Source organism: Bradyrhizobium sp. WU425 (assembly GCF_021052305.1).
Classification (GTDB): domain Bacteria; phylum Pseudomonadota; class Alphaproteobacteria; order Rhizobiales; family Xanthobacteraceae; genus Bradyrhizobium; species Bradyrhizobium canariense_D.
This window is the reverse complement of record NZ_CP088089.1, coordinates 5,356,011-5,379,459: the sequence shown is the minus strand read 5'-3', so window position 1 is coordinate 5,379,459 and position 23,449 is coordinate 5,356,011. Positions and strand designations below refer to the sequence as shown.

At 66.1% G+C, this 23,449-nt stretch carries 21 protein-coding genes and 2 riboswitches; of the genes, 18 read left to right on the top strand and 3 right to left on the bottom strand.

The features are described from left to right. The first annotated feature begins 2 nt into the window (after positions 1–2). Complete coding sequence (locus BcanWU425_RS26150) at positions 3–734, top strand: precorrin-2 C(20)-methyltransferase (RefSeq protein WP_026233633.1); 732 nt, start codon at positions 3–5, stop codon at positions 732–734. Continuing rightward, positions 731–1,465, top strand: coding sequence for a precorrin-3B C(17)-methyltransferase (gene cobJ, locus BcanWU425_RS26145; RefSeq protein WP_018458664.1), 735 nt, complete (start codon positions 731–733; stop codon positions 1,463–1,465). Before BcanWU425_RS26150 ends, cobJ begins: the two co-directional genes overlap by 4 nt. On the opposite strand, the gene BcanWU425_RS26140 is transcribed toward cobJ, so the two are convergent. Then, positions 1,441–2,187: a cobalt-precorrin-6A reductase gene (locus tag BcanWU425_RS26140; protein WP_204510772.1), complete on the bottom strand. Its 747-nt coding sequence runs from the start codon at positions 2,185–2,187 to the stop codon at positions 1,441–1,443. The genes cobJ and BcanWU425_RS26140 overlap by 25 nt on opposite strands. Between BcanWU425_RS26140 and cbiE the strand changes: the two genes are divergently transcribed. The 8 genes from cbiE (at position 2,186) to cobT (ending at position 9,391) form a co-directional block, all read left to right on the top strand. Further along, positions 2,186–3,367: a precorrin-6y C5,15-methyltransferase (decarboxylating) subunit CbiE gene (gene cbiE / locus BcanWU425_RS26135; RefSeq protein ID WP_204510773.1), complete on the top strand. Its 1,182-nt coding sequence runs from the start codon at positions 2,186–2,188 to the stop codon at positions 3,365–3,367. The genes BcanWU425_RS26140 and cbiE overlap by 2 nt on opposite strands. Next, positions 3,364–3,732: a cobalamin biosynthesis protein gene (locus BcanWU425_RS26130; RefSeq protein ID WP_162496360.1), complete on the top strand. Its 369-nt coding sequence runs from the start codon at positions 3,364–3,366 to the stop codon at positions 3,730–3,732. The genes cbiE and BcanWU425_RS26130 overlap by 4 nt, the downstream gene beginning before the upstream one ends. Beyond that, the gene (cobM, locus tag BcanWU425_RS26125; protein WP_018458668.1) at positions 3,729–4,511 is read left to right on the top strand and encodes a precorrin-4 C(11)-methyltransferase; all 783 of its coding nucleotides are present in this window, start codon (positions 3,729–3,731) and stop codon (positions 4,509–4,511) included. The genes BcanWU425_RS26130 and cobM overlap by 4 nt, the downstream gene beginning before the upstream one ends. Next, positions 4,511–5,821, top strand: a complete 1,311-nt coding sequence (locus BcanWU425_RS26120; protein WP_018458669.1) for a cobyrinate a,c-diamide synthase — start codon at positions 4,511–4,513, stop codon at positions 5,819–5,821. Before cobM ends, BcanWU425_RS26120 begins: the two co-directional genes overlap by 1 nt. Then, entirely contained in the window at positions 5,818–6,549 is a 732-nt protein-coding gene (gene cobA / locus BcanWU425_RS26115) for a uroporphyrinogen-III C-methyltransferase (RefSeq protein WP_018458670.1), read from the top strand. Before BcanWU425_RS26120 ends, cobA begins: the two co-directional genes overlap by 4 nt. A 45-nt stretch (positions 6,550–6,594) precedes the next feature. Beyond that, positions 6,595–6,813, top strand: a riboswitch (cobalamin riboswitch). A gap of 37 nt (positions 6,814–6,850) precedes the next feature. Further along, on the top strand, positions 6,851–7,528 hold the full coding sequence (locus tag BcanWU425_RS26110; RefSeq protein WP_085352375.1) for an energy-coupling factor ABC transporter permease: 678 nt from the start codon (positions 6,851–6,853) through the stop codon (positions 7,526–7,528). Positions 7,529–7,573: 45 nt separating this feature from the next. Further along, entirely contained in the window at positions 7,574–8,323 is a 750-nt protein-coding gene (gene cobF, locus BcanWU425_RS26105; RefSeq protein WP_085352376.1) for a precorrin-6A synthase (deacetylating), read from the top strand. Positions 8,324–8,338: 15 nt separating this feature from the next. Beyond that, the gene (gene cobT, locus BcanWU425_RS26100) at positions 8,339–9,391 is read left to right on the top strand and encodes a nicotinate-nucleotide--dimethylbenzimidazole phosphoribosyltransferase (RefSeq protein ID WP_085352377.1); all 1,053 of its coding nucleotides are present in this window, start codon (positions 8,339–8,341) and stop codon (positions 9,389–9,391) included. Here the strand turns inward: cobT and BcanWU425_RS26095 are convergent, their stop codons facing one another. Beyond that, on the bottom strand, positions 9,392–9,964 hold the full coding sequence (locus tag BcanWU425_RS26095; protein WP_204510775.1) for a histidine phosphatase family protein: 573 nt from the start codon (positions 9,962–9,964) through the stop codon (positions 9,392–9,394). Between the two features lie 72 nt (positions 9,965–10,036). Beyond that, positions 10,037–10,238, top strand: a riboswitch (cobalamin riboswitch). Positions 10,239–10,354: 116 nt separating this feature from the next. Here BcanWU425_RS26095 and BcanWU425_RS26090 point away from each other — a divergent pair. The 7 genes from BcanWU425_RS26090 to BcanWU425_RS26060 all read left to right on the top strand — a co-directional run bounded on the left by BcanWU425_RS26090 (position 10,355) and on the right by BcanWU425_RS26060 (position 21,263). After that, positions 10,355–12,712 (top strand): TonB-dependent receptor, encoded by a 2,358-nt coding sequence (locus BcanWU425_RS26090; RefSeq protein ID WP_085385842.1) that lies wholly within the window; start codon positions 10,355–10,357, stop codon positions 12,710–12,712. Between the two features lie 11 nt (positions 12,713–12,723). After that, a complete protein-coding gene (locus tag BcanWU425_RS26085) occupies positions 12,724–14,157 on the top strand; it encodes a PepSY domain-containing protein (RefSeq protein ID WP_085352380.1) in 1,434 nt (477 codons plus the stop codon). Between the two features lie 469 nt (positions 14,158–14,626). Next, complete coding sequence (locus BcanWU425_RS26080; protein WP_204510776.1) at positions 14,627–16,636, top strand: hydantoinase/oxoprolinase family protein; 2,010 nt, start codon at positions 14,627–14,629, stop codon at positions 16,634–16,636. Then, positions 16,633–18,213, top strand: a complete 1,581-nt coding sequence (locus BcanWU425_RS26075) for a hydantoinase B/oxoprolinase family protein (protein WP_085352382.1) — start codon at positions 16,633–16,635, stop codon at positions 18,211–18,213. The genes BcanWU425_RS26080 and BcanWU425_RS26075 overlap by 4 nt, the downstream gene beginning before the upstream one ends. Before the next feature lie 10 nt (positions 18,214–18,223). Further along, positions 18,224–19,519, top strand: a complete 1,296-nt coding sequence (locus BcanWU425_RS26070) for an aminotransferase class III-fold pyridoxal phosphate-dependent enzyme (protein ID WP_231188685.1) — start codon at positions 18,224–18,226, stop codon at positions 19,517–19,519. A 137-nt stretch (positions 19,520–19,656) separates the two neighbouring features. Then, a complete protein-coding gene (locus BcanWU425_RS26065; RefSeq protein WP_018458680.1) occupies positions 19,657–20,589 on the top strand; it encodes an N-carbamoyl-D-amino-acid hydrolase in 933 nt (310 codons plus the stop codon). A 5-nt stretch (positions 20,590–20,594) separates the two neighbouring features. Beyond that, positions 20,595–21,263 (top strand): flavin reductase family protein, encoded by a 669-nt coding sequence (locus tag BcanWU425_RS26060; protein ID WP_026233636.1) that lies wholly within the window; start codon positions 20,595–20,597, stop codon positions 21,261–21,263. Here BcanWU425_RS26060 and BcanWU425_RS26055 read toward each other — a convergent pair. Beyond that, positions 21,260–21,922, bottom strand: coding sequence for an aspartate/glutamate racemase family protein (locus tag BcanWU425_RS26055; RefSeq protein WP_204510778.1), 663 nt, complete (start codon positions 21,920–21,922; stop codon positions 21,260–21,262). The genes BcanWU425_RS26060 and BcanWU425_RS26055 overlap by 4 nt on opposite strands. Positions 21,923–21,978: 56 nt before the next feature. On the opposite strand from BcanWU425_RS26055, the gene hydA reads away from it, so the two are divergent. Continuing rightward, positions 21,979–23,448 (top strand): dihydropyrimidinase, encoded by a 1,470-nt coding sequence (hydA, locus tag BcanWU425_RS26050; RefSeq protein WP_204510779.1) that lies wholly within the window; start codon positions 21,979–21,981, stop codon positions 23,446–23,448. Position 23,449: the final 1 nt, after the last annotated feature.

Here is a 23,449-nt window from a genome sequence, read left to right as displayed (position 1 = left end):
CGATGGGACGCATCATCTGCTGCGGTCTCGGCCCCGGTGACCCTGATATGATGAGCGTGCGCGCCGATCGCACGGTGCGCGGCGCGAGGCATGTCGCCTATTTCCGCAAAAAGGGCCGGCCCGGCCAGGCGCGCCGCATCGTCGAGGGCATGCTGGCTGCCGACGTCACCGAATATCCGATGGAATATCCTGTTACGACCGAGATCGCCTTCGACACGCCTGAATATGTCCAGTTGCTTGCCGGCTTCTACGACGAATGGGCGGAGCGACTGGCGCGGCTGGCGCGCGCGGTCGACGTCGTCGTGCTCTGCGAGGGCGATCCTTACTTCTACGGCTCCTTCATGCATCTGCACATGCGCCTGCAGGGCCGCGTCGAGATCGAGGTGATCGCCGGCATTCCCGGCATGGTCGGCTGCTGGAATGGCGTGGGACAGCCGATTGCGCTCGGCGACGACGTGACGACGGTGCTCATGGGCACGCTCGCCGAGGACGAGCTCGAACGCCGCATGCGCGATTCCGATGCGCTCGTGATCATGAAGACTGGGCGCAATCTCGCGAAAGTGCGCCGCGCGCTCGCTGCCGCCGGACGGCTGGACGATGCGTGGCTGGTCGAGCGCGGCACCATGCCGGGCGAGCGCGTGGTGCGGCTTGCGGAGATCGACGCCGCCGACTGCCCCTATTTTGCGATCGTGCTCGTGCACGGCAAGGGCCGGCATCCGGACGCCGCCGAATGACGGGCACGCTGACCATCGCTGGCCTCGGCCCGGGCAGCGCTGCGCTGGTGACGCCCGAGGTCTCCGCCGCGCTTGCCGCCGCGACCGACATTCTGGGCTACGCGCCCTATGTCGCGCGCGTGCCAGCGCGGGCAGGGCTCACTTTGCATCCTTCCGACAATCGCGAAGAGCTGCAGCGCGCGAGCGAGGCGCTGCGGCTCGCGGCCGAAGGCGGCCAAGTCGTCATCGTGTCCTCCGGCGACCCCGGCGTCTTCGCGATGGCGTCCGCCGTGTTCGAGGCGCTCGAACAGGCGCCGCAATGGCAGGAGCTGCCGATCCGCGTGCTGCCCGGCGTCACTGCGATGCTGGCGGCTGCCGCGCGCGCCGGCGCACCGCTCGGCCATGATTTCTGCGCGATCAATCTCTCCGATAATCTCAAGCCGTGGGCGGTGATCGAGAAGCGCCTGCGGCTCGCCGCGGAAGCCGATTTTGCCATCGCGATGTACAATCCGCGCTCGGCGAGCCGGCCGGAAGGATTTGGCCGTGCGCTCGCGGTGCTGAACGAGGCCGGCTGTGGCGACCGTCTTGTGATTTTCGCGCGCGCGATCAGCGCCGCCGATGAAAAGATCGAGACCGTCAGGCTGAACGAAGCCCGGCCCGAGATGGCCGACATGCGCACGCTGGTGATCGTCGGCAACTCGCAGACACGCCGCGTCGGCCGCTGGGTCTATGCGCCGAGGCAGGCCCGATGACCGAGCCACTGCATGATCTCGGCCACGCTCTCGACCCGCAAGCGTTCCGGCAGTTGCGGCCGCGAGATCATGATCACGGGCAGGCCGAGCCTGCGGGCGGCGTCGATCTTGGCGCGCGCGCCGTCGCCGCCGGAATTGCGGGCGACGATCCGGGTGATGCCTCGCGCGCGCAGCATCTCCAGTTCGCCCTCAAGCGTAAACGGCCCACGCGACACGATGACGTCCGCGGCGAAGGGCAGCGGCGCATCGGGCGGATCGACGAATCTCAGCGTGTAGGCGTGCTGCGGCTTGGTCGCGAACGGCGCGATGTGCTGGCGGCCGATGGCGAGGAACACATTTGCCGGCACTTCAGGCAGTGCGGTGACCGCGGCGTCGACATCAGGTATTTCGATCCAGTTGTCGCCGGGCGCTTTGGTCCACGGCGCTCGCTCGAGAGCGATCAGCGGCGTGCCGGTTTCCGCACATGCCGCGACCGCATTGCGGCTCATCTCGGCGGCAAAGGGATGCGTCGCGTCGATTACATGCGTGATGTGTTTCCGACCAATGTAATCGACAAGTCCGCTTGCGCCGCCAAAACCGCCGATCCGCGTCGGCAACGGCTGACCGGCGGGCGCGCGGGTGCGGCCGCCATAGGAATACACGGCATCGACGCCGGCGCGCGCGATCTCCGCCGCGAGCAGGCTCGCGTCGGCCGTTCCGCCCAGAATGAGGGCGCGCGTCATGGCTGATCCCTGGCTGACCATCATCGGTATCGGCGAAGATGGCCTTGCCGGGCTGTCCGAGGCAAGCCGAAAGGCGCTCGATGATGCCGAAACTGTCTTTGGCGGTGAACGGCATCTTGCACTCGCCGGCATAACCGGGCGCGGCCGTCCATGGCCGGTGCCGTTCGATGCAGAAATCGTGTTGAGCTGCCGTGGTCGCCCGACGGCGGTGCTCGCCTCCGGCGATCCGTTCTGGCACGGGGCCGGCGCGAGCCTCGCCGAGAAGCTCCATGGCGACGAATGGATCGCGTATGCGGCTCCCTCGACATTCTCGCTCGTTGCTGCGCGGCTTGGCTGGCGTCTGGAATCCGTTGCCTGTCTCGGTCTCCACGCCGCGCCATTCGAGCGTCTCGTGCCACACCTGGCGCGAGGGGCACGCATCATTTGTCTCGTGCGCGACGCAAAGGCGGCAGGCGATCTCGCGAAATGGCTGACGGCGCGCGGATGGGGTGCCTCGGCATTCTGGACACTCGCTGCGCTTGGCGGGCCGCGCGAAAGGATCAACGCGCATCGCGCCGACAGCTTCGCAGGCGATCTTGCCGGAAATCTGGTCGCGGTAGCCGTTGAGGCGGCGGGCGCGCAGGGCATCCCCCACAGCTCGGGACTATCGGACGAACTCTTCGTCCATGACGGCCAGATCACTAAGCGTCCGGTCCGTGCGCTCGCGCTTTCGGCGCTGGCGCCGCGTCCCGGTGAACGGCTATGGGACATCGGTGCGGGCTCGGGCTCGATCTCGGTCGAGTGGACGCTGTGCGGGGGCACCGCGATCGCCGTCGAGGCGCGCGAGGATCGCGCAGCGAACATTCGCAGCAATGCGACGGCGTTCGGGTTGGCACATCGGATCACAGTCATCGCGGGAAAAGCGCCTGAAACCCTTGCTACGCTGGACGGGCCTGACGCCGTGTTCATCGGCGGCGGTCTCGACATCGCGATGTTCGACGCCATCTGGCCGCGGCTCTCGCCCGGTACGCGGCTGGTCGCGCATTCAGTAACGTTGGAGACGGAAGCGTTGCTCGGTGAGCTGCACCAGCGCCACGGCGGCGAATTGATGCGGGTCGAGATTGCGCATGCCGCTTCGCTCGGCCGCTACCGGTCCTGGGAGGCCGTGCGGCCCGTGGTGCAATGGAGCGCGGTCCGATGAAGGTCGCCGGGCTCGGATTCAAGCGGGACGTCACGCTGGCCTCGCTGCGTGAGGCGCTTCTGGCGGCCGGTGGTCCCGAAGGCCTCGCAGCAGTGGCGACGGTCAGCGATAAGGCCGACGAGGAGGTGTTGAAGCAGCTCGCGCGCGAATGCGGCTTGCCGATCAAGGCGGTTGCCGCCGAAGTGCTTGTTGGCATCGACACGCCGACGCAGTCAAAGCTCGTCGTGGAAAAGTTCGGGACGGGATCGGTTGCCGAGGCGGCGGCGCTCGCAGCGGCCGGACCTCGCGCGCGATTGATTGCGACGCGGGTGGTCTCGCAGGATCGCACCGCGACCGCGGCGATCGCGGAAGGAGACGGCGCATGACGGTGCATTTCATCGGGGCAGGGCCAGGCGCTCCTGACTTGCTGACGTTGCGCGGCCGCGATCTCATCGCCGCCTGTCCGGTCTGCCTCTATGCTGGCTCACTTGTGCCAGAGGGCGTCTTGGCGCATTGCCCGCCCGGGGCGCGGATCGTCAACACCGCGCCGCTGTCGCTCGATGAGATCGTCGCGGAGATCGCCGCCGCCCATGCCGATGGCAAGGACGTTGCGCGGCTGCATTCCGGTGATCTCTCGATCTGGTCGGCGATGGGCGAACAGCTCCGCCGCCTGCGCACGCTCGACATTCCCTACACGGTCACGCCCGGCGTTCCCTCTTTCTCGGCCGCCGCGGCTGCGCTGGAGGCCGAGCTGACGCTGCCCGGCCTTGCCCAGACCGTGGTGCTGACGCGCACGCCGGGCCGCGCCAGCGCGATGCCCGAAGGCGAGAAGCTTGCCGCCTTCGCCGCCACCGGCGCGGTGCTCGCCATCCATCTGTCGATTCATCTGCTCGACAAGGTCGTCGCTGAGCTGACGCCGCATTATGGCGCGGATTGCCCGGTCGCGATCGTCTGGCGTGCGAGCTGGCCCGAGCAGCGCATCATCCGCGCCACGCTCGCAACACTCGACGCTGCGGTCGGGGGCGAGATGGAGCGCACCGCGTTGATCCTGGTCGGCAAGACGCTGGGCTCGGCGGATTTTTCCGAGAGCCGTCTCTATGCTGCCGACTATGACCGCCGCTATCGGCCGGTCGGCGCCGAGCCGCGCTTTCCGGAGGTGTCGTGATGGCGGCAGGGCTCGTTATCTCCGCGCCGGCCTCCGGCGTCGGCAAGACCACACTGACGCTGGCGCTTGCTCGCGCCTGGCGCAACAGCGGATTGCGGGTGCAGTGCTTCAAGAGCGGCCCCGATTACATCGATCCCGCGTTTCATGCCGCCGCGACGGGACGCGCCTCGGTCAATGTCGACAGTTGGGCGATGGATCGCGGGACAATCTCGCATCTCGTCAGTCGCGGCATTGACGCCGATGTCGTGCTGGCCGAAGGCTCGATGGGTCTGTTCGACGGCGTCGCCGCGCGTGGCGTCTGCGGCACCGGGGCGACCGCCGACATCGCGGAGATGCTGGACTGGCCGGTGCTGCTGGTGATCGATCCCTCAGGACAGGCACAAACGGCGGCCGCGATCGCGGCGGGCCTTCGCGACTACCGCCCCGGTGTGCGCCTTGCAGGCGTCGTGCTCAATCGCGTTGCCAGCCCGCGCCACGAAGCCCTCGTGCGGCGCGCGCTGCTGGATGCCGGCATCGCCGTATTCGGCGCGCTGCCGCGCCATGCCGAGATCAGCCTGCCGAAGCGGCATCTCGGACTGGTGCAGGCCGAGGAGCAGGCGGAAATCGGCAAGCTGATCGACGAGGCCGCGCGCTTCGTTGCCGAGCATGTCGATCTCGACGCGGTGCTGCGTTCGGCGGCCACCTGGTCGCCGCAACCTGCCGCAAGCGGCGTCAACGTGACGCCGCCCGGCCAGCGCATTGCGCTTGCCCGTGATGCCGCGTTCTCCTTCGTCTATCCGCACATGCTGGAAGCGTGGCGCGCGGCGGGTGCGGAGATCTCGACATTCTCGCCGCTCGCCGATGAAGCCCCTGATCCGGTCGCCGATGTGTGCTGGCTGCCTGGCGGCTATCCCGAGCTGCAGGCCGGCAGGATCGCTGCCAATGCGCGCTTCCGCAGCGGATTGCGCGCCTTCGCCGAGACGCGCCCGGTGCACGGCGAATGCGGGGGCTATATGGTGCTGGGCACCGCTTTGACCGACGCCGATGGCATCAGCCACGAGATGACGGGCCTGCTCGGCCTGGAGACGAGCTTTGCCAAGCGCCGCATGCATCTGGGCTATCGTCTGGCCGAGCTCGCCGCGCCGATGCCGGGTCATCAGGCGGGTGCACGCCTGCGTGGCCATGAATTCCACTATTCGACCATAGTCGCGCAGCCCGACACGGCGCTGGCGGTCGTGCACGACGCGACAGGTGCGGTCATTGCCGAGACCGGCTCGCGGCGGGGACAAGCCACCGGCACGTTCTTCCATCTGATCGCGGAGGACCGGTGAGCGGTTTTGTCTCCTTTGTCTCCGCCGGGCCCGGCGATCCCGAGCTGCTCACGCTCAAGGGTGCAGCGCGGCTGCGCGAGGCCGACGTTGTGCTCTATGACGATCTTGCTTCAGGCGCGATCCTCGATCTGGCCCGGCCCGGCGCCAATCTCGTCGCGGTGGGAAAGCGGGCAGGGCGGGCCTCGACCAAGCAGCACCATGTCAACCGCCTGCTGGTCGACTATGCCGTGACAGGCGCGCGCGTGGTGCGATTGAAGTCGGGCGATGCCGGCATCTTTGGCCGGCTTGAGGAGGAGCTCGAGACGCTGCGCGAAGCGGGCATCGGCTACGAGATCATTCCCGGCGTCACCTCGGCCTGTGTCGCCGCCGCGCAAGCCGGCATTCCGCTGACCCGGCGTCACACCTCGCGCCGCGTGCAGTTCGTGACCGGGGCGGACGTCACCGGCGAGCTGCCGCCAGATCTCAATTGGGCGGCGCTGGCCGATCCGGAGGCGACAACCGTGGTCTATATGGGCCGGCGGACGTTTCCGGCGTTGGTCGTCAAATTGATCGAGCACGGGCTCGCCCCAACCACGCCGGCGTTGTTTGCCGAATCGCTCGGCCGTCCCGATGAGCGGCTGGTCCGCACCACCATTTCGGAACTTGCTGAGCAGCTTGCGCGGGGCGGAGCGGCCTCCACGGCGGCCGTCATCCTGTTCGGCGCGCTGGCGGGGAATTATCCGTCATGACCGCCTCGTCCGCCCGTCGCCCCTTGACGCCCGGCCGGCGAAAGAGGCACACAGGAGACGCATGGTGCTCGACGCGGCGCAAAGCGCCGGAGCATAATCGGGAATGGGGATGGGCGGACCCAGTTGCGGCGCCCAAAACCCCAGCCGCCCCCGCGACTGTAAGCGGGAGGGACTTCGATCAGCCACTGGGCCGCGAGGCCCGGGAAGGCCGGAGACTCCCAGTGAACCGCGAGCCAGGAGACCGGCCGTGCATGTTTTGAGGCCAAGGCCGTCGGGTGTGACGGCAAGAAGGATCTGAGCCATGCATATCGAACCCGGACTAGTCTCGGACGCCAAGCTCGTATTGAGTTACGCAACCGGCATCGCTGTCGGCGGTGTTGCCCTGAAGCTCGCGGCTGAGACCGTGCGCGAGCAGGGCATCACGTCGTTCGCGGCGCGGACGCTCGCCACCACGGGACTTGTGTTTATCTTCTTCGAGATCCTGCCGCACTTCCCGGTCGGCGTCTCCGAAGTGCACTTCATCCTCGGCTCGACCTTGTTCCTGCTGTTTGGCGCGGCGCCTGCGGCCTTCGGCCTCGCGTTTGGCCTGCTGTTCCAGGGCATCTTCTTCGAGCCGCCCGACCTGCCGCAATATGGCATGAACGTCACCACGCTATTGGTGCCGCTGTTCGGAATCCAGGCGATCGCCACGCGGATCATTTCGAGCAACACGGCCTATGTCGATCTGAAGTACCGCCAGGCGCTGGCGCTTTCGACGACCTATCAGGCGGGCGTCATCGCCTGGGTGGCGTTCTGGGCGATTTATGGCTCCGGCTTCGGCGCGACCAACCTCGCCAACATCGCGACCTTCGCGGCGTCCTATGCGCTGGTCATCGTGATCGAGCCGCTCGCCGATCTCGGCGTGCTCGCGCTGGCGAAGTCGTTGCGCGGCGTCACCGCGCCCGGCCTCGTCACGCCGCGTTTGCACAACGCGGCCTAGAGACAAGCGAACGGGCGGCCATGATGGCCGCCCTTCGCAGCCACGATGCTCACGCTCTCTCTGATAGGCATCGGTTGCGGCGATCCCGAGCAGCTGACGCGCGCCGCGATTACTGCCATCAACGCGGCCGATCTCGTCCTGATCCCGCGCAAGGGGACTACAAAATCCGATCTCGCCGATCTCAGGCGGACGATCTGCGCGGATGCGCTCACCAGCGACAGGACGCGTATTGCCGAGTTCGATCTGCCCGTGCGGGACGCCGCTGAAGCGGACTATCGCAAGGGCGTGGACGATTGGCATGATGCCGTGGCCGCCGTCTGGTCGCAGACGATCGGGGATCATCTCGAAGGCGAAGGCAAGGTCGCGCTGTTGATCTGGGGCGATCCCTCGCTTTACGATTCCTCGCTGCGTATCGCGCGGCGGCTCGATCCCTTGCCGACAATCGAAGTCGTGCCCGGCATCACCTCGATCCAGACGCTGTGCGCGGCGCATGCGATGCCGCTCAACGACATCGGCGAGCCGTTTCTGATCACGACCGGACGCCGCTTGCGCGATGGCGGTTGGCCGGCAGGTGTCGACACCGTGGTGGTGATGCTCGACGGCGGCACGGCATTCCAGTCGCTTGATCCGGCGGGCCTGCACATCTGGTGGGGGGCCTATCTCGGCATGCCCGATCAGATCGTGATGTCCGGCGCGCTGGCCGAGATCGGCCCGCGCATCGTCGCCGTGCGGCAAGAGGCGCGCGAACGGCACGGCTGGATCATGGACAGTTACATCCTCAAGCGCAGGCCGTAAGGCAAGCGAGGCAGCATGCTCCCCGAATGGGTCACCCAACAATGCCCCGATATCTCCGCAGTCCACCGCGAGGCGGCGGTGGCGCGGCAGGCGCAACTGACGAAACCGACCGGCGCGCTCGGCCGGCTCGAGCAGCTCGCGATCGAGCTTGCGGGCCTGCAAGCAACCGAGCAGCCGCGCGCGGCGCGGGTGCCGATCATCATCTTCGCCGGCGATCACGGCATCGTCGCGCAGGGCGTCTCGGCCTATCCGCAGGAAGTGACCATCGCGATGCTGGCGAACTTTGCCTCCGGCGGTGCCGCAATCTCGGTGCTCGCGCGTGAGCTGGGCTCCAGCCTGGAGGTCGTCGACGCCGGCACGCTGGCGCAGGGGGAGATGGCTGGAATCATGACCGACAAGCCGCGCAGCGGTACGCGCGATTTCAGCGTCGAAGCTGCGCTCACCCCCACGGAGCTGGCATTTGCGTTCGAAGCCGGCCGACGTGCGGTGACGCGCGCACAGGCCGGGCAGCCCGATCTTCTGATCTTCGGCGAGATGGGCATCGGCAACACCACGACATCGGCGGCGATCGCGGCCGGCTTGCTCGGCGTGAGCGCCGCGGAGATCGCGGGCAGCGGTACCGGCATCGACGCGGCCGGCCGTGTGCACAAGGCGCGGGTGATCGACGCTGCAATCGCACGCCATGACATTGCGGGCGCTGCGCCCGAAAAGATCCTGTGCGCCGTCGGCGGTCTCGAGATCGCCGCCATCTGCGGTGCCGTTATCGCGGCTGCACAGCACCGCATCCCCGTGTTGATCGACGGCTTCATCGTGTCGGTCGCGGCGCTGGCGGCGGTGCGGCTCAACCCTTCGTGCCAGCTGTCCCTGCTGGCCTCGCACCAGTCGGCGGAGCAGGGGCATCGGCTGGTGCTGCGCGCGCTGAACGTGCAGCCGCTGATCAGCCTGGATCTCAGGCTCGGCGAAGGATCGGGCGCGGCCATCGCGCTGCCGCTGGTGCGGTCGGCCTGCGCGCTCCACAACGGCATGGCGACCTTTGCGCAGGCCAATGTGCCTGATCGTCCGGCCTGATCAAATCGTCCGCTGATTGACGGAGACGACGCGCCAGCCGGTCGCGAGCCGGTCAATCCTGGTCAGCGACAGCGGATCGATCATGAAGCGCAGGGCCGCTTGTGGCGTCAGGTCGAGCGCGATGCACAGCGCCGCCCGGATCGTGCCGGAATGCACGACGAGCGTTGCGGCCCCGGTGCCGATCTTCGACAAACCCAGGCGGACCCGCGCGACCTGTTCCTCAAAGCTTTCGCCGCCGGGCGGCCGTCCGCGCGCCAGATCGCTCCAGAACCGTGCATAGGCCTCGCCACCGGTCGCGGCGAGTTCGTCATGCCGACGGCCGGTCCAGTCGCCAAAGTCTTGCTCGCTGAATTCGTCCAGCTGCAGCGGCTCGAGTCCCAGCGCGCGGGCCGTTTCGACGGTGCGCCGCGACGGGCTCGCATAGCTCGCGGCGTCCCGCGGCAAGCGCTGGCGCAGCGCCTCCAGCTGCGCGCGAGCACCGAGATCGGCCGGCGCGTCGGCTGCATGGATGATCCCCGAAACGCCATCGACGGGCGCGTGCCGTATCAGCCAGAGGAAGGTCTCGCCTTCCATGCTTTTCTCCAAGGAAACTGGTCGTTGTGGCAATAGCGCCGCAACTGGCACATTGACTCTGTCTGGATCGTAATCCTAGATGCTCGCGACGGTTTCCCCGAGAGGGGATGAAAAGGGAATGCGGTGCGGGGACGTTGTCCCCAATGCCGTGGCTGCCCCCGCAACTGTAAGCGGCGAATCTTGCGTCACGAGCCACTGGGTATCTCGGTCCCGGGAAGGCGATGCAAGGTACTGACCCGCAAGCCAGGAGACCTGCCGTCAGCCGTGGTCACACGCGAAGATGTCGGTCGGGGAGTACAGACATTCGGCTTCATCGGAAGGCTGCAAGCCGGACGATGGGACCCTGGTTCGCGGTGACGTGCCACTGACGTCACTCCGAGGTCCAAGACCGTGTATTCCCTTCGTATCGTACGACCACGCCGTTTCCTACTGGCATCCGCCGCTCTCACATCTTTCGTCGCCATCGACATGCCAGCGGCCTTGGCGCAGCAGGCCCGCGAGCCACTGCCGCCCGTCGAGGTGTCGGCGCCACAATCCCGCAGGCAGTCCAGCCCGGCCGGACGGGACGCGCAGAGCTCACGCCGCGCAGCAGCGCGCCGGCCGGGGACTGCATCCGCAGTGCCCAAGCCCGTCGTGCCGACCACGGCGGCACAGACGCCGCTCAACACCAATGCCGTCGCCGAAAGCGCTTCGCGCCTCGGCCTGACCGTGCGAGAAACACCCGCGACCGTGGAGGTGATCTCGGCCGCAACCATGCGCGAGCAGGGCTACCGCACAGTCTCCGACGTCGCGCAGGGAGCGGTGGGCGTCACAGCCGGCGACAATCCGGCCGAGCCTTCGGCTTTCTCCATGCGCGGCTTCACCAACAGCCAGATCAACACGCTCTACAACGGCATCAAGATCGGTCCGCAGAACATGACCTCGCGGATCATGGACACGGCCAATCTGGAGGCTGTCGAATTCCTGAAGGGTCCGGCATCACTGATGTCAGGCGAGGGCGCCGCCGGCGGCGCGATCAACTTCGTCACCAAGCAGCCGCACACCGGTCCGATCCGGAACGAGGCGGATTTCTCCTGGGACTCGCTGAACTCGTTCCGGGCGCATTACGGCTCGGGCGGCAGCACCAATGTGCAGGGGCTGGACTACCGCTTCGACGTCAGCCGTTCCTCGCTCAACGGCTTTGCCGACGACACCAACACCAAGACGCTCGATGTCTCCGGCCAGCTCAACTACCGCATCTCCGACAGCCTCAAGGTCTGGGGCGCGATCGAGTATCGGGAAGATCGCTCGAAAGCCTATTGGGGTGCGCCGCTGGTGCCGATTGCCTTCAGCGGCTCGCATGCGACGACGGGGATCGTTTCCGGCAATTACGTCTCGAACTACAACAAAACCGATCTCGGTGCCGTCACGATCGACGACCGCACCTTCAATACTAACTACAACGTCCTCGACAACAGGAACGTAGCGAAGGAGGTGTGGCTGCGCGGCGGTTTCGAGCTGAATCTGGCGCCCGACCTGACGCTGAAAAGTCAAGCCTATGCTTACGGAGCTGAGCGCACATGGTTCAACAATGAGATCGAGGCGTTCAATTCCGGGACCAACATGGTCGATCGTGAGCGCTTCTATGTCGCGCACAGCCAACGCTTGGTCGGCAACGTCACCGATTTGATCTGGGACGCGAATATCGCCGGCTTTGACAACCGTTTGGTCACGACGCTTTCCTCAAGCTACCTTGATTTCGTGAGGCCGGGCGCCGCAAATTTCCCCGGCGATTCCATTCCGCTGGTCGATCCGCCTCGCGGCTATTACGGCCTGCTCACCATTCAGCAGCAGACCGCGCGCATCGACAATGAGGCGCTGTCGTTCGAGGACCGGTTGAAGTTGACACGGACCTTTGCGCTGGTCGGCGGCCTGCGCGTCGAGCATATCGGGCTCGACCGCAATTCGACCGACAAGTTCGGTCTGGAGAAGGCGAACTTCCCGTTCTCGCAATCCTGGGTCCCGACCACGGGCCGTATCGGCTACACCTGGGAAGCCGTACCGGGCCTGACCTTTTTCAGCCAATACGCCACCGGCGCAGACATCTCGGCCAACAACATCTTCCTGCTCAATCCGACCGATCCGCTGAACCTGACCACCGCGCGCACCTACGAGACCGGCGTCAAGCACCTGTTCTGGGACAACCGGGCGGAGTGGTCGTTCTCGGCCTACGACATCCTGCGCAAGAACGTCTATGCCGCGGCCGGCGGCATGCAGCTCAACCTTGCCGGACGGCAGGAATCGAAGGGCGTCGAGCTTGCCGCGTCCGTGCGTCCGATCGGTCCCCTGCGTCTCTGGGGCAACATCGCCTATGTCGATGCGCGCTACGCCGACTTTAATTTTGTCGGCGGCTCGTTCTCCGGCAACACGCCGCCGAACGTGCCGCGCGTCGTGGCGAATGCCGGAGCGTCGTATCGGTTCTTCACGCCGTGGCCCGTGGAAGTCGGCGTCACCGGCCGTCACGTCGGCGACCGCTACAACACCGATGCGAATGTCGTGACGATGAAGGCCTACACTGTCGCGGACGTCTATGCCTTCGTCGACATCCCGAAGACGGTGTTCAACGCGGTCGACCAGGCTCGCCTGACTTTCCGGGTGCGCAACATCGCCGACAAGCGCTATGCGATCTGGGGCGATCCGTTCTATCCCGACCAGATCCTCTTGGGTGCACCGCGCACCTATGAACTCTCGGCCGCATTCAAATGGTAGGATGCTGATCGATGATGCGCGCGATCGTCCTGCTGCATCGATGGCTCGGGATCGCGTTCTGCCTGCTGTTCGCGATGTGGTTCGCGACGGGAATCGTGATGCACTTCGTTCCGTTTCCGTCTCTGACGGAAGCGGAACGCTTCGCCGGGCTTGGGCCGCTGGCGAGTGCTGGGACGAGGATTGCAGTCGCCGATGCCGTTGCCGCGAGCGGCATCGCGGATGCGACGCGCGTTCGCCTGATCCAGCGCAGCGACGGCCCGGTCTATGTCGTCTCGGGGCCATCGCGCGCAGGCGCAATCCGCGCCTCCGATGGGGGCGACGCGTCGGTCGCGTCTTCCGACGTCGCATTGGCCATCGCGCGAGATCACGCCCGCAGCCGCGGGCTGGATGCCGGACCAACCGAGATCGTTGCGCGCTCGGACTACGACCAATGGAGCGTGCCGAACGGCTTTGACCGCCATCGGCCCTTGTTTCGGGTTGCCCTCGGTGATGCCGACGGGAGGGAAGTCTATGTCTCCTCGCTCACCGGCGAGATCGTCCTGGATACGACGCGCAACGAGCGGACCTGGAATCTGGTCGGGAGTGTGCTGCACTGGATCTATCCAACGGTCCTGCGAAGCAACTGGTCGCTGTGGGATCGCGTGGTCTGGACCTTGTCGCTGCTGGCCCTGATCGCGGCTTTGCTTGGCTCTGTGCTCGGGCTTGCGCGGATCAAACCTCGCAGCGGTCTGATCGGCTCGCCCTATCGCGGCTGGCATGCGCTGCATCATCTCATCGGCCTCGTTGCGATGGTGTTCGTGCTGAGCTGGATTTTCAGCGGCTGGCTCTCCATGGATCACGGGCGGCTGTTCTCGCGCGGGCAATGGGCCTCCGCTGAATCCAGCGTGATGAACGCTTCACCGAACTGGACGGCGGCCCCATCGCTCGATCGGCAGCCTGTATCGCCATCGACCCGTGAAATCGAATGGTTTGCCTTCAACGGCACTCTCTATCGGCGGGATCGAACGGCCCTTGCCGGTCAGACCTTGATCAAGGCAGGGGACGCGCCCCGCGATGGACCGACGAGATCTCTGGATGTGCACGAGGTCCAGGGGTTGACCGCGCGCCTGGCGGCCGGCTGCGGCGGTCCGTCTGTACTTGCCGAGGACGACAACTATCCCGCGCGGTCCACTGTCCCGGGCGCCCCGGTCTACCGCTCGTATTGCGGTGACCTCTGGTTCGACATCGACGGCGCCGACGGCAATTTGCTGCAAAGGCTGGATCCATCGCGGCGGGCCTATCGCTGGTTCTACGGCGCGCTGCACACGCTGGATTTTCCGGTTCTCGTCGCGCACCCGTTGCTGCGCGACGGCTTGGTCGTCGGGCTCTGCTCCCTTGGCTTTCTGTTCTCCATCACGGGCATCATCATCGGCTGGCGCCGCCTGCGTCCGTCCTTCGCGGCCTGAGAGCCGGAGCGGGCAAAACCACCGCTTACTGATCGTACAATAAAGAGAGGCTGAGCCGACTGCCATGCATAGCTCATAAGCAATCGCATGGTCCGTAGGGCCGGTCGATCGCCTGCAAATTAGACAGTGCGTGCGGGGCGCGTGGATTGCGCTGCAGCGGATGTGGTGTTTCGTCCGGGAAAATTCGTGGTGCGCCGCACTTATGTCGCGTCGAACGATCCACACCGACGTGCTCTCCATGCGGGCAGGGCTGCACTAAAATGTGCCTCGCCGCGCCGCGCCGGTCGCGGGCTGGTCCAGTGCATTGCGACAACTCTGGCCCTATCCCGAGGCCATCGCTCTGTCGCACGCTCGCAAGCGGTGGCATGACAGGGGATGATGATGAGCGCTCTCGGTTTGCGATTGAACCTCGCGAAGGACGGGAACCACCCGGCGTCCGGTTCGAATGTCGTCCGCAGCTGACCCACACATGAGCACTGACGAAAATCACTGGGAAGTTGGCACCGATATCGGCGGCACCTTCACCGACATCATCGCGATCCGACACTCCCCCGCGGAGGCACGGATCGCGAAGGTGCCGTCGCGACCTCAAGCTCCGGTTCAGGCGATGCTGGAGGCGATCGAGGCGGTCGGCCTGCGCAAGAGCGAGATCAAGCGCTTCGTCCACGGCACCACGCGCGTGACCAACGCCATCGTCGAAGGACGGCTGCCGAAAGTGGCACTGGTGGCGACCGAAGGCTTTGCCGACGTGCTGGAGATCGCGCGCTATCGCCGCCGCGATCTCTATCGTCTCGACGTCCCGCCAAAATCGCTGCCGCTGGTGCCGCCGGAACGATGCTTCGGGCTTGCTGAGCGCCTCGATCACGAGGGCCGGGTGCTGAAGGCGCTGGATGACGCGGAGATCGAGCGTCTGGTGGCCTGGCTGAAGGGGACCGGCGTGCAGAGTGTCGCGGTCGCGCTGCTGCATGCCTATGCCAATCCGGTGCACGAGAAGATGCTCGGCGAGCGGCTCAAGGGCGTCGTTGCCCACGTCTCGCTGTCGCACGAGGTCAATCCCGAGGCGCGCGAATACGAGCGGACTTCGGCGACCGTGTTCAACGCCGCGGCGATGCCGATTGCGGTGGAATATCTCAGCGAACTGGAGCTGCGGCTGCCGATCGGTCCCGGCCTGCAGGTGTTTCATTCGGCCGGCGCCATGGTGCCGATCTCGGCCGTGAAGCGGCGGCCGCTGGTGATGGCGATGTCGGGCCCCGCGGCCGGCGTCTCCGCATCGGTCAGCATCGCGCGCCAGCTCGGCACGTCCCGGATGCTGACGTTCGATATGGGCGGCACCACGACCGACGTGTGCCTGATCGTCGACGGTCAGGCCGAGATGACCGACGGCCGCATGCTCGGCGACAAGCCGCTGCGCCAGCCGATGCTCGCGGTGCACTCGATCGGGGCGGGCGGCGGCTCGATCGTGCGCAACGGCTCCGGTGGCCTGACGGTCGGACCGGAAAGCGCCGGCTCCGAGCCTGGACCGGCCTGCTACGGCCGCGGCGGTACCGAGCCGACCATCACCGATGCCAACGCCGTGCTCGGCTATCTCAATCCGGACGCCAAACTCGGCGACCGGATCGGAATTGACATCAAGGCAGCCAGTGATGTCATCGCGCCGATCGCGCGCACTCTGGGGCTGAGCCTGACCGAAACCGCGCTCGGCATCATCAAGGTCGCGAACGCGACAATGGCGCGCGCGCTCCGCCGCGTCACCGTCGAGCGCGGCATCGACGGGCGCGACTGCACGCTGCTCGCCTTTGGCGGTGGTGGCCCGATGCATGCCGCGGGCCTTGCAGATCTCTACGGGATTGCCGAGGTCGTCGTTCCCAGCGCGTCGAGTGCGTTTTCGGCACTGGGCTGTCTCACTGCCGATTTCAGCTTCCTCCAGCAGCAAACTCTGCGCGCTGCGCTCGATGGCATCGACCTCGCCCGTGTGTCGGAGCGGATCGGGGTGCTGATCGACGATGCCTCGGCGCCGCTGATCGCCAACGGGGTTGCCGCGACCGAGATTCAGATCGAGCTGGTGGCCTTGATGCGCTACGCGGCGCAGAACGACGCCATTCCGGTGCCGTTCGCGCGACCGCTCGACGTCATCACGCTGAAGAAGGATTTTCTGGCCCGGCACCACGAGCTGTTCGGCTATGCGACGGGCGAGAGCTGCGTCATCGAGTCCGTGCGGGTGCAGGCGCGCCGTCCATCGACGACCGTCGTGAGCCGGCCGGCCATCGCGGTCAGAACGGTCTCCAAAGGCGAGCGCATCTGCTCGTTCGATGGCTTTCACGACATCGCCACAAGCATCATCAACCGTGCCTCGCTGACCGAAATCGTCAGCGGCCCGGCCATCATTGAAGACGCATGGTCGACCGTGGTGGTCCCGCCCGGCTGGCAGGCGAGGCCTGATGTTTCAGGCAATCTGTTCCTGACGCGGGGGGCCGCATGAAGCTCGATCCGTTCGTCGTCGAAGTCATCCGGCACGGGCTTTCGGCCGCCGCCGAGGAAATGAGCCTGGTGATGACGCGCTCGGCGCGCTCGCCGCTGCTGCGCGAGGCCGGCGACCTGTCGTCGGCGATCACGGACGCCCGCGGCGACCTGGTCGGGCAGGGCCGCGACATCCCGATCCATCTCGGCGCGATGGCCTACACGGTCCTCGAATTGCTGAAAGTGGTGCCGCGCGACAGCCTGAACGACGGCGACGCATTGATCTACAATGTCGGCCCGCTCGGCGGCAATCATCTCAATGACGTCAAGGTCGTGCGCCCGGTCTTCATCGACGGCGAGATCGTGGCGTTCGCGGTCAGCCTCGCACACTGGCCCGATATCGGCGGCACCTGGCCCGGCAGCTATTTTGCGAAAGCCATCGACACCTTCCAGGAGGCGATGCGCATTCCGCCGGTTCTGATCGCCACGGCAAGCGGCGTCAATACGCCGATCGTGCAGCTGCTCAAGGCCAATGTTCGAGATCCGGAATCCTGCGAGGGCGATCTTCTCGCCCAGATCGCCGCAACGAAAGCCGGTGAGAAGCGCATCGTCGAGCTATGCCGCGAGCACGGCAAGGCGGTCTTCACGGCGGCGCAGTCGCGCCTGCACGATCTTTCCGAAATCGAGATGCGCGAGGCGCTCCGCGATCTGCCTGACGGCGTCTACGAGGGCGAGGATTATCTGGACGACGGCGGCGTCGACGACGCGCCCGCGCGCATTCATGTCAAGATCACCATTGCAGGCGACGAAGCGACCTTCGATCTCTCGGGAAGCTGCGACCGCGTCTCGAATTTCTGTAACACGACGCCGTTCATGGCGCGCTCTGCGGTGGCCTATGCCGCGCGCATCATGAGCGGGCGCGACATGAACCAGAACGCGGGCGCGCTGCGGCCGCTGACCATCATCACGCGCCCGGGCTCCATTCTCGAGCCGGGGTGGAATGCCTCGGTTGCGGCCGGCAATCACGAGACCTCGATGCGCATCGTCGATGCGATCTTCCGCGCTATGCAGGACACCATTCCCGAACGTCTGTCGGCTGGTGGGGCGACCACGGCAGGCGTCCTCTTCTTCGCCGAGCCGCGGCAAAACGGTTCGTGGAAGATGCTCTACGAGGTCCACGGTGGTGGCGAGGGTGCGCGGCATGATCGGGACGGCATCTCCGCGACGCGGGTGCATCTGTCCAACACTTCGAACACGCCAATCGAGGTGATCGAGGCGAATTACGCGATCCAAGTCGAGCAGCAGGCCATTCGTCGGAATTCCGGCGGCACGGGAGTCCATCGCGGCGGGGACGGCGTCATCCGTACCTATCGCATCCTGGCGCCGTCGATGCATCTGACTACCTGCATCGAGCGCATGGTGATTGCGCCGTTCGGCATGCAAGGCGGCGAACCCGGCAAGGCCTGCCGCATCTCGCTGATCAGGCAGAGCGCGAACGTCGCGATCGACGGCAAGTCGAACCTGGTGCTGCAGCAAGGCGATCTCGTCACGATCGAGACCTGTGGTGGCGGTGGCTACGGCGCCGAGGCTGCGGAATGAGGGGATTGCAATGAGCAGATTGTTGCGAACCGGGCTGAATGCCGGCGACAGCGCGCCCATGGACGTGGTCGGCGGCGAGGGCGTCTATTTTCATCTGTCGGATGGTCGCAAGCTCGTCGACGGCAGCAACACCGCCGGCGGTCTCGGACATCGTCATCCCGCGATGGTGGAGGCGATCCGCCGCGCCGCGGATACGCCCGTCGTGAACGAGGGCTGGACCTGGGTCGGCCGCGAGCAGGCGGCTGACGACTTGATGGCCACCGCGTTCAAGGGCGAAGACGATTGGGTCGGTGCGGTGCGCTTCTGCATCAGCGGCAGCGAGGCCAATGACATGGCGCTGTCGCTCTGTCAGGCCCTGACGCAGCGGTCCGCGCTGGCGACGCGCGAACGCGCCTATCACGGCATTACGGGCCTGTCGCGCAGCATGACCGTGCAGCCGCAATGGCATGGCGGCCTCGCGGTGCACTCAGGCGGCTCGAAGCTGCCGGCGCCGATGGCGCCGGTGCGGATATTGCCGGCGCCGCAGGGCGCGATCTACGGCGCGCCGGCCAACAATGTTCCCCCCAGCGAATATCTGGCCGATGCCACGCGCCTGCTTTCGGATACGGCAGCGACGATCATCGACTACACGCAAGGCGGCATCTACTACGATGGCGCCTATCAGGACGAGGTGGCGCGGTGCGCGCGGCAGGCCGGCTCCTACTGGATCGCCGACGAAGTGGTGACTGGTGCGGGCCGTGCCGGGCGCTGGTTCGCGTTCCAGGGAGCCGAAAGTCGTCCCGATATCGTGACGCTCGGAAAATCGCTCGGCGGTGGCGCGGCGGCGGTTGCCGCGGTCGTGGTGTCGAAAGACATCGTCGAGCGGCTCAAGGGCACGAGCTGGCAGAATTACGGCACGTTGCGCGGGCATCCCATCAGCATGGCTGCCGTCAGCGCCTATCTGAAAGTCATCAGCGATGACGAGATTTTGGAGCACGTCAGGGGTCTCGAAAAGCTGTTCACCCGCCGCCTTCTGGCGATCGCGCAGAAACATCCAAGCGTGCAGCGCCTGGCGGGGCAGGGGCTGCACTGGACCGTGGAGTTGCACGGGCCGGACTGGCGCTCCTGGCATGCCGACACCACCGAGGTGCCGATTGCCTCGCGCGTCGCGGAGCGGGCGCTGGAGGCGGGCGCCGTGATCGGGACCAGCGGCGAGCAGACTTCCCTGTTCCTCGCGCCGCCACTCGTGATTTCCGAGCATGAGGCCGGGCAGCTTCTGGACGCGCTGGACCACGGTCTCGATATTGCGGATGAGGAGCAGACATGAGGATGGAGCGTGCAGCGCACACGATGCCGATGTGCAGGCGCCGGCTGGCAAGTCCGGGCGATGCTGCGTTATGCTGCGCGCGCCGGCACGTGCTTGAAACTGTAGCTTAGCTCAAAGACATCACCAGGAAATCGCTGATGCGTATCGTCAATGTTGCCGCCGCCCAGATGGGCCCGATCCAGAAAGCGGACAGCCGCGAGGCCGTGGTCAAGCGCATGATCGCGCTGATGGATGAGGCCAAGAGCAAGGGCGCCGACCTAATCGTCTATCCGGAACTGGCGCTCACGACCTTCTTTCCGCGTTGGTACGTGGAGGACCGGGCCGAGTTCGACAATTGGTTCGAGCGCGAGATGCCGAACGCGGCGACGAAACCGTTGTTCGAGCGCGCGGCGCAGCACCAGATGGCGATGAATTTCGGCTATGCGGAGCTGACGCCGGACGGGCATCATTTCAACACTGCTGTTCTCACCGACAAATCCGGCAAGATCGTCGGCAAATATCGCAAGATCCATCTGCCGGGCCATGTGGAATACGACACCAAGCGCTCGCACCAGCATCTGGAGAAGCGCTATTTCGAGCCGGGCGATCTCGGCTTCAATGTCTGGCGCGAGCTGGGCGGCATCATCGGCATGGCCATCTGCAACGACCGGCGCTGGCCCGAGACCTATCGCGTGATGGGCCTGCAGGGCGTCGAGATGGTGCTGATCGGCTACAACACGCCGTCGGTGAATGCGGAGAGGAGCGATGAAGGCGTCGAGAAACGGTTGTTCCATAACCGCCTCTCGGCGCAGGCCGGCGCCTATCAGAACGCGACCTGGGTTGTCGCGGTGGCCAAGGCCGGTAACGAGGACGGACACCCGCTGTTCGGCGGCAGCCTGATCGTCGATCCCAACGGCGAGATCGTCGCCGAAGCGAAGACGGAGGAGGACGAACTGCTGGTCCATCCTTGCGACCTCGATGCCACCACCTTCGGCAAGACCACGATCTTCAATTTCGCGCAGCACCGCCGCATCGAGCATTACGGCCTGATCACCAGCCGTACCGGCGCGGTGCCGCCGCCGGAGACGTGACGTCGATGACTGGCCAGAGCACATCCGGCATATCCTTGCGCGAGCTCGATCCGCGCGACCGCTACAAGCTGCTCTGCGGCGTGGTGGTGCCGCGGCCGATTGCGCTGGTGACGACGCTCGATGCCAACGGGGCGGTCAACGCCGCGCCGTTCAGCTTCTTCAACGTGTTTTCGGAGACTCCGGCGCTGATCGTGCTCGGGCTTCAGCACAAGCCGGATCACAGCCCGAAGGACACCACCCGCAACATCCATCGCGACGGCGAGTTCGTCGTTCACATGGTTGATGAGGCGCTCTCCGCGGCGATGAATGACTGCGCGGTCGATTTCCCGTCCGGTGACAGCGAGGTCGCCGCGGCAGGGCTGGCGACGCTTCCCTCTGTAGACGTGAAGGTGCCGCGCCTCGCCGCGGCACCCTTTGCGCTCGAATGCCGGCGCCATGTCGCCCTAAATTTTTCGCCCGATCGCGAACTGCTGGTCGGCGAGGTGCTCCGGGTTCACGCCCGCGAGGGCCTCGTCGACGAGGCCAACATGTATGTCGATCTCGACGCCTACCGGCCGATCGGCCGCATGTTCGGCAATCTCTACACGACGCAGCGGGATACGTTCGCGCTTGTCCGGGAGAGCCACGCGCAATGGCTCGCGCGGCAGGACGCCAAAGAGCTGAAGGACGCCTAGTGGTTCGAGAACTGCACCGTACCCAGCGCCATGGTGACGGCCGCCTGTGTCGGGTCGATCACGGCAATGCCGAGCGCCTCTTCCAGCGGGCGGCGGTGCCGTGCCATGCCGGCGCAGCCCATCACGATGGCACGGGCGCCGTCCTCGTCGCGCAGCGCGCGGCCGATTTCGATCATTTTGGCCAGCGTGCCTTCGCCCGAGGCGGTTTCCGCGACGCTCATGTTGAGCGGCCGCTCGCCGGCGAGCCGTTCGGTCAGTCCCATCTGCCCGAGATAGCGCATGTGACGTGGGATCGAGCGCTGGGCGATCGCGATGACGCCAAAGGTTTCGGCGCGAGCCAGTGCGGTCAGCACGCCGCACTCGGCGATGCCGAACACGGGGCGGTCGGTGCCTTCGCGACAGACCTGAAGCCCGGGATCGCTGTAGCAGGCGATGACAAAGGCCGCCGAGCTGTTGTCGCCCTCGACCAGCCGCCGCAGCGGCATGGCGACGCCATCGACATCGGCCTGGCTTTCGATGCCGAAGGGACCCTCGGCCAGCGTCTGGCAGACCAGTTCCGGCCCGCCCTCGAAACCGAGCGGCTTCAGCGCGTCCTCCAGCCCTCGCGTGACCGCAGGGTTGGAATTTGGATTGATGACGAGAATGCGCGGTCGGGACATGCTGGTCTTCCTGCAAAATTTCGATCACTTGGCTTGAGCCTATCATGGAGTGCCTCATGACTGAACCCGCTTACGACCTGATCATTCGCGGTGGGCGCGTCGCGACGACGACCGACGTCTTTGAAGCCGATGTCGCCATCTCCGGTGAGACCATCGCCGCTATCGGCCGCGGGCTTCCGGCTGCGAAGCGCGAGATCGACGCGCGCGGGAAACTCGTTCTACCCGGCGGCGTCGACAGCCACGCCCATATCGAGCAATTGTCCGCTGCCGGCATCATGAACGCCGACACCTTCGAGAGCGCGACCGTCTCGGCGGCCTTCGGCGGCACGACCACGGTGATCCCGTTTGCGGCCCAGCATGTCGGCATGAAGCTGCCGCAGGTGGTGGAGGATTACCACGCGCTGGCGAAGAAGGGCGCCGTGATTGACTACGCCTTTCACATGATCATTGCGGATGCGACCAAGGAAACGGTCGAGGAGCATATTCCGGCGCTGGTGAAGCAGGGCCACGCCTCGATCAAGATTTTCATGACGTACGACCGGCTCAAGGTCGACGACGAGCCGCTGCTGGACATCCTTCTTGCCGCACGCCAGTCCGGCGCGATGTTGTGCGCCCACGCCGAAAATCACGGCATCATCGCCTGGATGGTGAAGCGCCTGCTCGCGCGCGGCTACACGATGCCGAAATACCACGCCGTCAGCCACGCCCGCGTGTCGGAGGCGGAAGCCTTCACCCGGCTGATCGGCATGGCAGCGCTGATCGACCAGCCCATCATGATCTTCCACGTCTCCACCGCCGAAGGCGCCAAGGTGATCCGCGATTCGCGCGGGCAGGGGTTGAAGGTGTTTGCCGAGACCTGTCCGCAATACCTGTTCTTCACCGCAGCCGATCTCGACAAGCCCGAGGTGGAAGGAGCCAAGTGGATGTGCAGCCCGCCGCCGCGGACGCATTCAGACCAGGAGGCGCTGTGGCAGGCGCTGTCGCTCGGCGATCTCCAGACCATCTCGTCGGATCACGCGCCGTATCGCTATGACGAGACCGGCAAGCTGCGCGCCGGCCCCAATCCGAACTTCAAGCAGGTCGCGAATGGCCTGCCGGGATTGGAGCTGCGCCTGCCGCTGCTGTTCGACGCGATGGTGTCGAACGGGCGGCTGGGCCTGGAAAAGTTCGTCGAACTGACGTCGACGGCGCCGGCCAAGATTTACAATCTGCATCCGCGCAAGGGCTCGATCACGGTCGGCGCCGATGCCGATATTGCAATCTGGGATCCTAATCGCGAGGTCGAGATCGCCGATGAGATGATGCACGACCTTGCCGGCTACACGCCGTTTGCAGGCCGCAAGCTGAAGGGCTGGCCGGTGTCGGTGCTGTCGCGTGGCCGAGTGATCATCGATGGCAACAAGTGCCTCGCGAGCGCAGGCAGCGGCCAGTTCCTGGCACGCAGCGGCGGCGAGGCGGCCATGCCGACGGGGCGGCTCGTGGCCGACATGGATCCCGAGCGCAATTTCGGAGCGAAGCTACTGTGAC

Coding starts and splice junctions, on each gene's coding strand:
- BcanWU425_RS26150 (WP_026233633.1), top strand. CDS start 3: ATGGGACGCATCATCTGCTGCGGTCTCGGCCCCGGTGACCCTGATATG.
- cobJ (WP_018458664.1), top strand. CDS start 731: ATGACGGGCACGCTGACCATCGCTGGCCTCGGCCCGGGCAGCGCTGCG.
- cbiE (WP_204510773.1), top strand. CDS start 2,186: ATGGCTGATCCCTGGCTGACCATCATCGGTATCGGCGAAGATGGCCTT.
- BcanWU425_RS26140 (WP_204510772.1), bottom strand. CDS start 2,187: ATGACGCGCGCCCTCATTCTGGGCGGAACGGCCGACGCGAGCCTGCTC.
- BcanWU425_RS26130 (WP_162496360.1), top strand. CDS start 3,364: ATGAAGGTCGCCGGGCTCGGATTCAAGCGGGACGTCACGCTGGCCTCG.
- cobM (WP_018458668.1), top strand. CDS start 3,729: ATGACGGTGCATTTCATCGGGGCAGGGCCAGGCGCTCCTGACTTGCTG.
- BcanWU425_RS26120 (WP_018458669.1), top strand. CDS start 4,511: ATGGCGGCAGGGCTCGTTATCTCCGCGCCGGCCTCCGGCGTCGGCAAG.
- BcanWU425_RS26110 (WP_085352375.1), top strand. CDS start 6,851: ATGCATATCGAACCCGGACTAGTCTCGGACGCCAAGCTCGTATTGAGT.
- cobF (WP_085352376.1), top strand. CDS start 7,574: ATGCTCACGCTCTCTCTGATAGGCATCGGTTGCGGCGATCCCGAGCAG.
- cobT (WP_085352377.1), top strand. CDS start 8,339: ATGCTCCCCGAATGGGTCACCCAACAATGCCCCGATATCTCCGCAGTC.
- BcanWU425_RS26095 (WP_204510775.1), bottom strand. CDS start 9,964: ATGGAAGGCGAGACCTTCCTCTGGCTGATACGGCACGCGCCCGTCGAT.
- BcanWU425_RS26085 (WP_085352380.1), top strand. CDS start 12,724: ATGATGCGCGCGATCGTCCTGCTGCATCGATGGCTCGGGATCGCGTTC.
- BcanWU425_RS26080 (WP_204510776.1), top strand. CDS start 14,627: ATGAGCACTGACGAAAATCACTGGGAAGTTGGCACCGATATCGGCGGC.
- BcanWU425_RS26075 (WP_085352382.1), top strand. CDS start 16,633: ATGAAGCTCGATCCGTTCGTCGTCGAAGTCATCCGGCACGGGCTTTCG.
- BcanWU425_RS26070 (WP_231188685.1), top strand. CDS start 18,224: ATGAGCAGATTGTTGCGAACCGGGCTGAATGCCGGCGACAGCGCGCCC.
- BcanWU425_RS26065 (WP_018458680.1), top strand. CDS start 19,657: ATGCGTATCGTCAATGTTGCCGCCGCCCAGATGGGCCCGATCCAGAAA.
- BcanWU425_RS26060 (WP_026233636.1), top strand. CDS start 20,595: ATGACTGGCCAGAGCACATCCGGCATATCCTTGCGCGAGCTCGATCCG.
- BcanWU425_RS26055 (WP_204510778.1), bottom strand. CDS start 21,922: ATGTCCCGACCGCGCATTCTCGTCATCAATCCAAATTCCAACCCTGCG.
- hydA (WP_204510779.1), top strand. CDS start 21,979: ATGACTGAACCCGCTTACGACCTGATCATTCGCGGTGGGCGCGTCGCG.